The sequence below is a fragment of the Clostridium carboxidivorans P7 genome (assembly GCF_001038625.1).
GTDB classification, from domain to species: Bacteria; Bacillota; Clostridia; order Clostridiales; family Clostridiaceae; genus Clostridium_AM; species Clostridium_AM carboxidivorans.
The window spans coordinates 2578509-2590950 of the sequence record NZ_CP011803.1 but is presented as its reverse complement, the minus strand read 5'-3'; the positions used below and the strand labels follow the sequence as shown (position 1 = coordinate 2590950).

Here is a 12442-nt window from a genome sequence, read left to right as displayed (position 1 = left end):
ATCTCTAGTGAGAATAAAAAGTATATAGTATAATATAAAAAGTAAATTATTTAAAAGTGAGGAGAGGTTGGCAAATGAGTGAAGACATAAACTATTGCCCAAATTGTGGAGCAAAAAATTCGGATACATCAGCTAGGTTTTGTGGTAATTGTGGTTTTCAATTTTATAATAATAGAAATTATTATAGAGAACAGCAGAATTCCAAAACTATAGGAGAACAAGCGAAGAATACATTTGATGGCTTTGTAAATAAAGTAAATACCATGGCCGGAGGAAGTGGACAAGTAGAATTAAAATTAAGGGATCTAGTAACTAATGTATTTGAGAAACACTCTGTAGAGGAAAGAGAGAATATTTTTATTTGTGGAACAGCGCGAACAACCCCAAGGGAACAAGAAATTTCTTCAGAATGGCCTAGGCCTTGGTTGTATTCAAGAGTATTTATGGTGTTTGCAGTTACTTTTATCGTATTGGTATCATTATTAAAACTTTTTCATAATATTAATGCTTATCCAGGAATTATATTTATAGGAGCTTTAGCAGTTCCTTTCTCATTACTTGTCTTTTTTTGGGAAGTTAATGCACCAAGAAATATTAATATTTTTGATGTAACCAAAATATTTTTTATTGGAGGAGTGTTTTCTTTACTTGTAACGTTGATATTGGATAGTATGTTTAGCACTGGTCAATTGGATTATTCTGGAGCAATTTTAACAGGAATTATAGAAGAGATTGGAAAGTTAGTTGTAGTTGCATATTTTTTAAAAGGAAGAAAAGAAAAGTACATTTTAAATGGACTTTTGTTAGGAGCAGCAGTTGGAGCAGGATTTGCAGTATTTGAAACAGCAGGATATGGATTTAGGTCTTTAATTGTGGGCAATTACTCTGCAATGATGTCAACAATTTATTTAAGAGGAATTTTTGCTTTTGGAAGCCATATTGTTTGGGCAGCTATGTCTGGAGCAGCATTAGCAATGGTAAAGAAAGGTAATATATTAACAATGGACCATATAATGAATGCTCAATTTTTCAAATTTTTTGTAATTGCAATTGGATTACATGCAATTTGGGACATGCCTATAGATATTGGCAGTGATATACATTTGGTTCAAATAATGCTTACAGCAATTGCCTGGATTATTATATTGGTATTAATTAGTGTAGGATTAAAACAGATTTCAAATTTAAATTTTAGAAATAGATAGTGCGCATTGTAATTTAAGAAAAAATTATAACTACTGCTTTTAAAATTAATCCATATATTTTTTTCCCCAAAGGCACAGCTCAGTTAAAATATGTTTCAAGGATTTTCCTCTATCTGTAGTAATATATTCTACTTTAGGTGGAATAGTGGCATAAGCAATTCTTTCAATAAGACCATCCATTTCCATAATTTTTAATTCTTGAGATAATATTTTGTGGCTTATATTAGGAATAGATTTTTTAAGTTCCCCATATCTTATAGGATCAGTTTTTAATATATGCCATAATATTATTGCCCTCCACTTGCTTCCAATTACAGTCATGGCAAAACCTAATGAACATTTAAAATCCTTTTGTCTTTCCTTTTGATTGGGGAATTTTTCAACAGTGTCTTTATTCATATCTTATCCTTCTTTCAAAATGGTAACTATCTAACTAAAAAGTGCCTACTTGTATGTGTATTCCAATAAAACTATTATATTATACATAGACATTAATTTCTATAAATCAATAAAATAGAGTTTAGTTTATAAATTCATAATTCAACCATGTCATTAAAAAGCATTTAAAGACAGGACAAATAAGTGAAAATTATTTATTATAGAAAAAGAGAGGAACAAGTTTTATGGATTGGCTTAATGCAATGAATAAGGCAGTGGAATATGTAGAGGCTAATATTACCAACAAAATTGATATTGAGGAAGTGGCGAAAATTGCTTTATCCTCTACATTTCACTTTCAGAGAATGTATCATATGATAACAGGTATTACAGTAGGTGAATATATAAGGAGGAGAAGACTTACTCTGGCTGTACAGGATATTATATCTGGTGAGAAAATCATTAATATATCACATAAGTATGGTTATGAAACTCCTGAAGCATTTACAAAAGCTTTTAGAAAAATGTATGGAGTAAGCCCTACTGCAGCACGAGAGTCAGGGGTAAATCTTAAGGCATATCCAAAATTATCTTTTCATCTTTCAATAAAGGGAGATAAAGACATGAATTATAGAATTTTTGATAAAGAAAGTTTTATGGTAGTAGGCAAACAAGCAAAAATATCCATGATAGATGAACAAAATTTTAGTCAGGTACCTAAATTTTGGAGGGGTTGTATGAAGGAAGGTTCATATCAGTGGATGTCTTCAAAAGCAGGCAAACTTGGTATTCTAGGTATATCTAAAGATTTTGATAAGTATAAAGATGAATTTAATTATATGATGGCAATTGAAAAAATACAGAGTACCATTCCTAAAGGATATGTTTCAGCAAACATACCAGCAGCAACTTGGGCTGCATTTGAAGCAGTAGGACCAGTGCCTGAAGTTTTGCATGATCTTCTTAGAAGGATATATTCAGAGTGGATGCCTTCCATGGGGTATCAGCATGATTGTGCACCAGATCTTGAAATCTATCCAATAGGAGATATGTTTTCTAGAAATTATAGCTGTGAAATTTGGATTCCTATTAAGAAATACAAGTAATGTAAATAACAATTTAGTGATTTAAAATTATAGCATAATTGATTTCTATCATTTGAGATCATTAAGTAATAATTTTATTTAAGAGGGAGAAGTTAATATGTTAAGTATTGAAGAAATTTTAAAAAAAGAGATAGTTTACAAAATTGACAACATGGAAAATGTAAATGTGAAAAAAAATATGATATATAAAGAAGAACTATTGATGGATTTGTATACTCCTTTTGCTCATGGCAAAAGTGAAAAGCTGCCTGTAGTAATTTTAATACATGGAGAAGCTGCAGCTATAAATTTCAAAGAAAGTGGACAATATATTTCCTACGGAAAATTAATAGCAGCTAGTGGATTAAATGCAGTAACTTTTAATCATAAAGTTTTATCTGATGGTTTTAGTATTAAAGAAGTTATTGATGATATAGATGCACTTGTCAATTACTTAATAGAAAATGCTGATAATCTCAATATAGATAAAGATAAAATTGCTATTTGGAGCTTTTCTGGTGGTGTTCCATTTGGGTTATATGAAGGCATGCACGATTGTTCTAACTATATTAAGTGCAATATTGCTTATTATGGCTTTGGAGATCTTACATCTGTAAAAAAGCTTCTTAACTTTAATATACAAGATGAAGATGTCACAAAGTATTCACCAATAAGCCTTATTGATGAAAATTCAAGTAAGATTCCTCCTTTGTTTATTGCAAGAGCAGGGCTTGACAATTCAATAATTAATGAATCAATTGACAAATTTATTATGAAAGCCTTGAAAAATAACTTAACTATTGATATTTGTAATCATTCTACGGGTGGACATGCATTTGATTTATTTAATGATAATGATAGGACACGTGAAATAATAACAGAAACATTAAATTTTTTAAAAAGGAATTTAAAATAGAATTAGTCAGTATAAGATATTTAAAAACAGATACATATTCCATAAATACGAAAATGAATGCGTTATTTAAAAAATGCAGTTATGACTTAATTGGTTTAATATATAAATTTTTATTTACATATTAAAAAAAGTGCAAACTGTGAAAAATTATCTTTATTTGGGCACTTGGAGAATTTAGAGTTAGTAGTGCAGCCGGCCAATAATTAGTTTAGAAACTAATTATTGGCCTTTATTTTTAAAAAATATATATTTAGATATAGAAGTTAATTAAAAATATACTATATGATATAATAAACCTACATCTTAAATTTAGATTAAGTTGAAAAATCAAGGATTGGATTGATTAAATGAAGTTTTTATATAAAGTTACAGTATTGCTTGGTATTTTAATTGTTTTAAGCTGCTTTGTTCAATTTGTAGTATTTAATAAATTTTTTATTTCTGATACTAATTCTTTATTGTTGAGTACTAATGAAAAAGCTGCAGAAAATGTTAGTATGCAGCTTAAGGAAAATTTTAAAAAAGTGCAGAATTTTTTAAAGTCAGTTGCTGCAGATGATGAAATTAGAGAAAATCAGGAACTTCTTAATAAATTTAATGGAATTATACCTGAATTAGATGTAGTAACAATCCTTAATTCCAAGGGAGACATTTTACGTATGTCTGGAAATGTGCATGCTCCTAGTGTTTCAAATTTGGCATACAGAGATTATTTTCAGAAGGCAATTCATGGAAAAACTTATATTAGTGATGTTTTCACAAGTACTGGTGGAACTGAGATAGTTGTAATATCAGTTCCAATTTTGAAAAATGGCAGCATTGATGGGGTAGTTGTTGGGACTGTTAAATTACAAGGAAATTCTTTAGCATCCATGTTTGATAATAAGGAATTTGGAAGAAAAGGTTATATTTGTGTTTTGGACAGCCATGGCTATGTTGTTTATCATCCTAATAAAGAACGAATTGGTAAGAAATCTGTAATTTTTGATAAATTGCAGGGAAAATCGGGTTCGAAGATCATGAAAGACTATTCAGAGAAGGAACAGTTTGTTGGGTTTAGTAAAGTTTCAAATTTAAACTGGTATGTAGCTGTTATTACTCCTACTGCTGATATAATGACAAGTAGAAATATTATAGTTTACGAAACATTATTGGGTTCAGTTGTAGTGAGTGTTTTGATTATTTTAATTGGGGTATATACAATAAGACGATATAGTAAGCCGCTAAATCAGTTAATCTTTTCATTTAACGCTTTGAAAGATGGAAAATACAAAAAGATTGACCCACATAATTATGAAGAAGAATTTCATGAAATGGTTAGAGTTTATAATAATACAATTGAAATGCTTAAAGAAACGCATAATGATCTTGAAGAAGCTGCTGACATTGATTCTTTGACAGGAGCTTATAATAGACGTGCCTTTAACAATCTTTTAAGTACTGTGAAACAAGAAATAAATAATCGTAGTTTGGAGAGTTTAGGAGTTCTTTTACTGGATATTGATCATTTTAAAGAACTGAATGATACATCAGGGCATTTAGCTGGAGATAATGTACTTAAAAAACTTGCTGAAATAATGAAAGCTGCTGTGGGAAAGCGTTCTGTATTTCGCTTTGGTGGAGATGAATTTGCTGTTGTAATTCGTAATGTTTCAGATGAAAGATTATTGTCTATTGCAGAAGAAATTCGATTAAAAGGTGAAGCAGCTTTAAACGGATGTACTGTTAGTATTGGTGCAGCTAAATTTCCAAAGGATACGTATTCTATAGATGAATTGATAGATTTTGCGGACAAGGCTCTATACATAAGCAAAAAAAGCAGAAATAAAGTAACTATTTTTGCGAAATGAATGACATATTTTGGTTATATGCAAAAAATGTTGAAAAAGTTTATTAAAGATGATAATATGGTATATATTAGATATGTCTAGTATATAGTAAGTAAAATTAGAAATAGTTAAAAATATGGTAGATTATTTATATATTAAAAAATGGAAACTGTGAAAAATTCTCTTTACTTGGGCACTTGGAGAATTTAGAGTTAGTAGTGCAACCGGCCAATAATTAGTTTAACAACTAATTATTGGCCTTTGTTTTTAAAAAAATAAGAAATGTACTTTTTTACTAAGGAGGAATGCAATGAGAATTTTTAACAATTTAAAAATGTTATATAAGCTAATGACAGCTTTTATAATAATGGTTGTATTTATTGGAATTGTTGGTTTTGTAGGAATATCAAATATGAAGAAAATCAATTCAAATGTTTCCAATTTGTACAATGTTGACTTAAAAGGCGTAAAGGATATAAATATGCTTAAAACAAACCTTACAACTGTTAAAGCAGATGTTTTACAAATTTTAGATCCCAAAAATAGTGACAAAATTTCTAGTTTAGTTGATGATATTAATAAATTTCAGGATATAAACAAAAAGTTAGTTGAAGAATATAAAACTACAATTACTACTGACACTGATAAGGAGCAGTTTGCTGAGTTTGAAAAATTATTGGAGGATTATAGAAATCATCGTGTAAAACTTATAGATAGAGTTAAAGCTTCAGATTACAATGGTGCTAATGCTATTTTTCCTGAAGTTTCAAAAATTAGAGAAGATATGTTTGCTGTATTGGATAAAGAAATAGATTTAGATACAAAACTTGCTGCTAATGATTATAATAACAGCAATGCAATTTTTAAAAGCTGTACAATAGTTTCTATGAGTATCATAGGATTAGCTATTATAGTTGCAATTATTTTAGGTATACTGATATCTATTGTGATATCAAAGCGATTAAGTAAAATTTTAGCTTTTTCTCAAGCTATAGGCCAAGGAGATCTTACAGCAACAATTGATATTGATTCAAAGGATGAAATAGGAAATGTTGCTATAGCATTAAATCAGTCTAGGGAAAATATAAGAGGCATGGTAAATGAAATAATGAATGATGCTAGTGATATGAGTGCAACAAGTGAAGAGTTGTCAGCAACTGTTGAAGAAGTGTCATCTAAAATGGAATTAGTAAATGAATCAGTAGAACAAATATCCAGAGGAGTTCAAGATTTAAGTGCAACTACAGAAGAAGTAAGTGCATCAACGGAGGAAATGAATGCTAATACAAATGAACTTGTAAATAAAGCAAATAATTCAAAAATATCCGTTGATGAGATAAAAGAACGTGCTATTACTATAAAAGTCAAAGCTTCAAAAAATATAAAAGAGAGTACAGTAATGTATAATCAGAATCGCTCAAATATTTTAAATGCAATTGAAGATGCTAAAATTGTAGAAGAGGTTAAGCTTATGGCTGATTCCATTAGCAGTATAGCACAGCAGACAAATTTATTAGCTTTAAATGCTGCAATAGAGGCAGCAAGGGCTGGAGAACAAGGAAAAGGCTTTGCAGTAGTTGCAGATGAAGTAAGAAAGCTGGCAGAGCAATCTAAGCAATCAGTTGAGAATATTCAAAGTATGGTTTGTCAGGTACAAAAATCAGTGAATGAACTTTCACAAAGTGGACAAGAAGTACTTAAATTTATGGAAAGTAATGTAACTCCGAATTATGAATTCCTTCAAAATACAGGTGTTCAATACGAAAAGGATTCGGAATTTATGGATAATATGGCAGAAGATATTTCGGCTTCTTCTAAACAAATGAATGAAGTTATTGATCAGATAAGTGATGCTATGCAGAGTGTATCTGCAACTGCAGAAGAATCAGCTGCAAGTTCAGAAGAAATATCAAAAAGTGTCAATGAAGTAACTTTTGCCATTAGTGATATTGCAAAATCAGCACAATGTCAGGCAGAACTTGCACAAAGATTAACTGATATGGTACAGAAGTTCAAACTTTAAACTTTTATACTTTACACAATTTGGGAGGCGTTAAAAATGAAAAATAAAATATTTACAGCTTTATTAATTACAGGATCATTATTATTAACTATAGGAGTTACTACAACAGTTAGTGCATCTTCCAATGACAATATGCCTTATACTTATAATTTCTATTCTCAAAGCATTGAAACCAGATTAGGTACTTTAGTAGAATCAGGAACTATATCTGAAGCTCAAGCATCAGCAATAATAGACATATACTATAATGATGAAATAACAACAAAAAAGGATATGAAAAATGAACTGGATGTTTTAGTAACAGCAAAAACTATAACACAAAGTCAGGAAGATTCAATATTAAACTTATTTATTGACTTAAGCTGCAACTAAGAAATATCAATATTATCTAACTAAACTTTGAAAGTTGAGTATTTAATAGATTAATATTAATGTTTATGGATAAAAAATACAACATGAGTTGTATGAAAATAGATTTGAAATGATAAGCGGCAATGAAGTATAATATTTGTTATAAGTATATGAATGGAGCAATATTATTACTTTTATAAAGGAGTTTTTAAATATATGAATTTTTATTTCGCACCTATGGAAGGCTTAACAGGCTATATTTATAGAAATGCACATAATGCCTTTTTCAATAATGTAGACAAATATTTTTCACCTTTTATTGTTGCAAATCAAAGCAATAGTTTTAAAACAAAGGAATTAAGAGACGTATTACCTGAAAACAACCAAGGATTGGTTTTGATTCCACAACTATTGACAAACAATGCAAAAGATTTTACGCATATGTCAAAGAAATTAAAACAGTTGGGATATAATGAGGTTAACTTAAATTTAGGATGTCCTTCTGGAACTGTGGTTTCAAAAAATAGAGGATCTGGATTTCTCTCAAAGACAAAAGAACTTGATGAATTTTTAGAGGAAATTTTTTCAGAAGCTGTAACAAAAATTTCAATAAAAACTAGGATAGGAAAGGACAGTCCAGAAGAATTTTATAATTTAATTGAGATATTTAACAAATATCCTATGGAAGAGCTTATCATTCATCCTAGGATTCAAAAAGATTTTTATAAAAATAAGCCTAATATGGAAATTTTCAAAGAGGCTTTGATTTTGAGTAAAAATCCTATTTGCTATAATGGTGACATTTTTAAAGTTAAAGATTATGAAAATTTTTCTAAGGATTTTACTAGTGTACAAACTTTAATGCTTGGTAGGGGATTATTAGCTAATCCTGGACTGATTGGTGATATTAAAAATAATACTAAACCTGAAAAGAAATTATTAAAAGATTTTCATGATAAAATTTATGAAGATTATAAAGAAGTACTTTTTGGAGATAAAAATGTATTGTTTAGAATGAAAGAATTGTGGTTTTATATGCTGCCTAGGTTTTCCAGTAATGAAAAATATGCAAAAAAAATTAGAAAATCGGAAAGATTGTACGATTATGATGCAGCAGTTTTCAGTTTATTTAGAGATCAGGACATTTTAGAAAATTAAGAAATCTCCACATATTGGGAAGGAATATCCCTTTGTGTGGAGATTTTTTATAATAATAAGAACCATCAACTGCATGGATTTTATGGAGAGCCAATTACATTCTATTTGATCACTGTTCAGAAACAATTAATCCTTTCTACCATCTGCAAATCCGTTCTATCACTTTTATATTGTTTTTTAAGTTATATGTGAGATAATGTGAAAAAGCAAACAAAAATACTTTAAAATTGGGAGGGTTAATAATGGATAGACAACTTATGAGAGTAAAATTAGAAGATTTTAATTTAGATGAAACATATTTGGAGTTATTCGAAGAATATGAACTTAAAACTTTTGGTGATTTTATTCAAATGGATGTAGATGATGTCAGCAAGAAAGATGCAATATCTCTTGTTGAAGCAATTTTGAAAATGGATGAAGAATTTGATGAAGAAGATAAGGATATATTAAAATCTATTAAACGTGGAGAAGAAGATCCTTTTCAAGTTTTAGAATCTCTTTTAGATTCAATGTCAAAAGCCGATCACAGCGAAGATGAAGATGAAGACGAAGAAGAAGCACCTAAAAAGAAAAAGAAAAAGAGACCTATTGATGATGGGGAAACACCTAAAAAAAAGAAAAGACCTGTAGATTAACGGATACGATCTCAAGTGAACAACCTTGAGATCGTGTTTTTTTTTGAAGAAGCCTTAGGGATAAAAAATAGCCTTTTTATTTGATTCAATATTTAATTGCTGTTCTATTATATAATATTCAGAAACTTTATGAAAAACTTAATAAATTGTTCATATATTTGTTAAGAAACGGTGAAAGTCGAAGGTTAAAATAGACTCATCAAATAGTTTAAATAGAGGAGAATAGTTAATGGATAATCAAGTGATTCTTAGACTCAGGTGGAGTTTGCTTGTGAGGAATACCTCTTATCTGGGCAAAAGCTCGTAAAATACCATTTAGGTATTTTACCCATCTGAGTCTTAGAAGAACTTATCCAGGCGCGTAGCAGTGCTTATCCTTCAGTTAAGTAGAGAGCCAAAATCTATGATTTTGTGCGAATCACTTACTCCTTCGACAATAGGAGAAGGAGTTTCATATAAAGAAATCAGGGGTATTAGCAATGGTAGCGATCGGATAAATTACTGCAAAGGAGTTTTTTATATGTTAGGATTGATTAAAAAAACAATATATTTAATATTTACTTTTTTCATATCACTTTTTATAGCATCATCATTTTTTGTCAGAGCTCAGTACAATTACTTTGTATATGGGGATACTCCTATTTTACAAAATCAAAAGCTTGGCATTTTTATTTTACTTATAATATTATTAATTTTATTAAGTATAGTTTTGTACAAGTTGTGCTTAAAATTCAATAAGTACAGTAAAAAAATTGTAATTCCAGTAACGCTGTTATTCTCATTTATTATTCAAATAGTTATTATATTTTTATTTACCAGGTTACCTACAGATGACTCTCAAACGGTAGTTTCACTGGCTTTAAACATGTTATATAATAAAGATTATTCTTCATTTCAAAATGGTGGATATCTTCATATGTTTCCTTTTAATTTTTCTATGGTATTATATTTAAAAACTTTGTTAGCTATATTTCCAGATAACTATTTAGTTATAAAGATTTTTAATATACTATTTACTCTTGTTACAACTTTAATGATTTACTTAATATATAAAGAGATAAATTACAAATCAAAGGAAAATGATTATGGTGTATTAATATTTGCTGCAACTTATGTACCATCATTGTTTATGTGTAATTATATATATAATGACGTTATAGCTACAGCATTTTTTACCAATGCAATATACTTTTTAATAAGATTTATAAAGGAAAAGTCAATTAAGTACATTGTTATTTCTTCAATTTTTTTAGCAATTGGAAATTACTTTAGAAGTGTAGGAGTTATTATTTTCATAGCTGCGGTTATTTACATTTTATTATGTATAAAGAAAATTGGAATTAAAAAAGGAATAACCTCTTTATGCATAATGGCTTTACTATTTAATGTTCCAGGATTTACTCAAAATGCTGTTTTACAAGCTACTCATACTGTAAGTCAATCTGTTAATAAAAATTCTGCACCTATATATATGTGGCTGAACATGGGTATAAATAAAGAAAGATTCGGTTTTTGGGACAACATGCAAAGTTACAATATATATGAAAGGCAAGGAAATTACAATAAAGAAAAAAGTACGGAATTATTTAAGGAAGAAATAAAAAATAAGTTATCCAGCTTGACCTTTGTGGATTTAACAAAAATGTATTATAAGAAAATTGTATGGACCTGGACAGAAGGGACATATCAAATTGAAAGGTACGGTCTTGGTGTTCAATCAGCATCCAGTTCAGGGGAGAGAGGAAAAGGCATGGTGATGGGTGGCTATAGTTATACTACCTTTGCCACTGATTTATTTAAGGGAAATTCACAATATAGAAGTGGGTTGACTTGGGTATTATATGTAATGAATTTCTTAATGTATTGTTCTATTTTGGTTAGATTGATATGTGGAATAAAAGCTAAAAGGTTTGATGAAGTGTTCTTAATTTTAGTGATTTTAGGGTTTGTTGGATTCCATGTTTTATGGGAAATTAAGTCTAGATATATTTACCCAGTATATCCTTTATTGATAGTTTTATCATACATGGGATTTAAGGATGCATATGATTTTATGTCAAAAAGAAAGTTTTTGGAGTGTCTGCCGCTGTTTGGAAGGAGGTCGTAAAATATGAGAAGAATAGTATGTAGTATATTTATAGTTGCAGCATTATTTGTTTGTTCCATGTCACTTACTTCCTGTAAAGCAATTACGGCTCAAAATATAACCAATATGGGTTCTGGTCAAGGGATGAATGGCGGCGGAATGAACGGTGGTCCAGGTATGGATGGTAACAGAATGTCTAATGCTGATCTTATTGGTAAAATAGTATCTGTGGATGGAAATACTATAAAAATAGAGGTAGCAAAGCAAGATTCAAATGGCAATGCAGCACCTGATATGAAAGGTAATCAAAATGCTAATGGAACTCCAAATATGAATGATAATCAAGCTTCCAAGGGAATGTCAAATACAAATGGCAGCTCGAATGTGAATGGTAACCAAAGTAACAATAATAATGATAGTAGGAAGCCGCCTCAAGGTGGATTCCCAGATGGTAAGCTTGAATTAAGCTATACTGGTGAGGCAAAAACAATTACAGTTAATAGTGATGTTAAAATATCAGAAAGAACTGCTATGCCTGGTCAAAATAGAAATGACAACTCAAAATCATCTACAAAGGTATCAGACTTGAAAAAAGGACAAGTAATAATGATTTGGTATAAACAAAACACTAAAGCAGTAGAAAGAATTAGTGTAACGCAACTTTTTTGAGAGGACAATTGACAGAGGACAGAGGACAATGAAGGTGAGTTTTCCTCCTTACGTCGGAAAACTAATTTATTTTTAAAGCTTATTTTGCAAATACAAAATAAGCTTTA

At 29.5% G+C, this 12442-nt stretch carries 11 protein-coding genes and 2 riboswitches; of the genes, 10 read left to right on the top strand and 1 reads right to left on the bottom strand.

Translation table 11 applies throughout. The features are described 5' to 3' along the window. The first annotated feature begins 74 nt into the window (after positions 1-74). Positions 75-1205, top strand: a complete 1131-nt coding sequence (locus Ccar_RS11355) for a PrsW family glutamic-type intramembrane protease (protein WP_007061111.1) — start codon at positions 75-77, stop codon at positions 1203-1205. 45 nt (positions 1206-1250) lie between these two features. Here Ccar_RS11355 and Ccar_RS11350 read toward each other — a convergent pair whose 3' ends face one another. Continuing rightward, entirely contained in the window at positions 1251-1604 is a 354-nt protein-coding gene (locus Ccar_RS11350; protein WP_007061112.1) for a winged helix-turn-helix transcriptional regulator, read from the bottom strand. A gap of 224 nt (positions 1605-1828) precedes the next feature. On the opposite strand from Ccar_RS11350, the gene Ccar_RS11345 reads away from it, so the two are divergent. From Ccar_RS11345 to Ccar_RS11305, 9 genes are all read left to right on the top strand, one after another. Next, a complete protein-coding gene (locus tag Ccar_RS11345) occupies positions 1829-2689 on the top strand; it encodes an AraC family transcriptional regulator (RefSeq protein WP_007061113.1) in 861 nt (286 codons plus the stop codon). 97 nt (positions 2690-2786) lie between these two features. Next, positions 2787-3584 (top strand): dienelactone hydrolase family protein, encoded by a 798-nt coding sequence (locus tag Ccar_RS11340; protein WP_007061114.1) that lies wholly within the window; start codon positions 2787-2789, stop codon positions 3582-3584. A gap of 123 nt (positions 3585-3707) precedes the next feature. Next, a riboswitch (cyclic di-GMP riboswitch) is annotated at positions 3708-3791 on the top strand. Positions 3792-3931: 140 nt separating this feature from the next. Continuing rightward, the gene (locus tag Ccar_RS11335; protein ID WP_007061115.1) at positions 3932-5434 is read left to right on the top strand and encodes a sensor domain-containing diguanylate cyclase; all 1503 of its coding nucleotides are present in this window, start codon (positions 3932-3934) and stop codon (positions 5432-5434) included. Positions 5435-5568: 134 nt separating this feature from the next. Further along, positions 5569-5652: riboswitch (cyclic di-GMP riboswitch) on the top strand. A 71-nt stretch (positions 5653-5723) separates the two neighbouring features. Then, on the top strand, positions 5724-7436 hold the full coding sequence (locus Ccar_RS11330) for a methyl-accepting chemotaxis protein (RefSeq protein ID WP_007061116.1): 1713 nt from the start codon (positions 5724-5726) through the stop codon (positions 7434-7436). A gap of 36 nt (positions 7437-7472) precedes the next feature. Beyond that, the gene (locus tag Ccar_RS11325; protein ID WP_007061117.1) at positions 7473-7808 is read left to right on the top strand and encodes a hypothetical protein; all 336 of its coding nucleotides are present in this window, start codon (positions 7473-7475) and stop codon (positions 7806-7808) included. Positions 7809-8003: 195 nt separating this feature from the next. Then, entirely contained in the window at positions 8004-8945 is a 942-nt protein-coding gene (locus Ccar_RS11320) for a tRNA dihydrouridine synthase (protein ID WP_007061118.1), read from the top strand. A gap of 242 nt (positions 8946-9187) precedes the next feature. Beyond that, complete coding sequence (locus Ccar_RS11315) at positions 9188-9580, top strand: hypothetical protein (RefSeq protein WP_007061119.1); 393 nt, start codon at positions 9188-9190, stop codon at positions 9578-9580. 520 nt (positions 9581-10100) lie between these two features. Then, on the top strand, positions 10101-11687 hold the full coding sequence (locus Ccar_RS11310; RefSeq protein WP_048030057.1) for a glycosyltransferase family 39 protein: 1587 nt from the start codon (positions 10101-10103) through the stop codon (positions 11685-11687). Between the two features lie 3 nt (positions 11688-11690). Further along, on the top strand, positions 11691-12335 hold the full coding sequence (locus tag Ccar_RS11305; protein WP_007064329.1) for a hypothetical protein: 645 nt from the start codon (positions 11691-11693) through the stop codon (positions 12333-12335). Positions 12336-12442 lie beyond the last annotated feature (107 nt).

Coding starts and splice junctions, on each gene's coding strand:
- Ccar_RS11315 (WP_007061119.1), top strand. CDS start 9,188: ATGGATAGACAACTTATGAGAGTAAAATTAGAAGATTTTAATTTAGAT.
- Ccar_RS11330 (WP_007061116.1), top strand. CDS start 5,724: ATGAGAATTTTTAACAATTTAAAAATGTTATATAAGCTAATGACAGCT.
- Ccar_RS11305 (WP_007064329.1), top strand. CDS start 11,691: ATGAGAAGAATAGTATGTAGTATATTTATAGTTGCAGCATTATTTGTT.
- Ccar_RS11350 (WP_007061112.1), bottom strand. CDS start 1,604: ATGAATAAAGACACTGTTGAAAAATTCCCCAATCAAAAGGAAAGACAA.
- Ccar_RS11355 (WP_007061111.1), top strand. CDS start 75: ATGAGTGAAGACATAAACTATTGCCCAAATTGTGGAGCAAAAAATTCG.
- Ccar_RS11345 (WP_007061113.1), top strand. CDS start 1,829: ATGGATTGGCTTAATGCAATGAATAAGGCAGTGGAATATGTAGAGGCT.
- Ccar_RS11310 (WP_048030057.1), top strand. CDS start 10,101: ATGTTAGGATTGATTAAAAAAACAATATATTTAATATTTACTTTTTTC.
- Ccar_RS11320 (WP_007061118.1), top strand. CDS start 8,004: ATGAATTTTTATTTCGCACCTATGGAAGGCTTAACAGGCTATATTTAT.
- Ccar_RS11325 (WP_007061117.1), top strand. CDS start 7,473: ATGAAAAATAAAATATTTACAGCTTTATTAATTACAGGATCATTATTA.
- Ccar_RS11340 (WP_007061114.1), top strand. CDS start 2,787: ATGTTAAGTATTGAAGAAATTTTAAAAAAAGAGATAGTTTACAAAATT.
- Ccar_RS11335 (WP_007061115.1), top strand. CDS start 3,932: ATGAAGTTTTTATATAAAGTTACAGTATTGCTTGGTATTTTAATTGTT.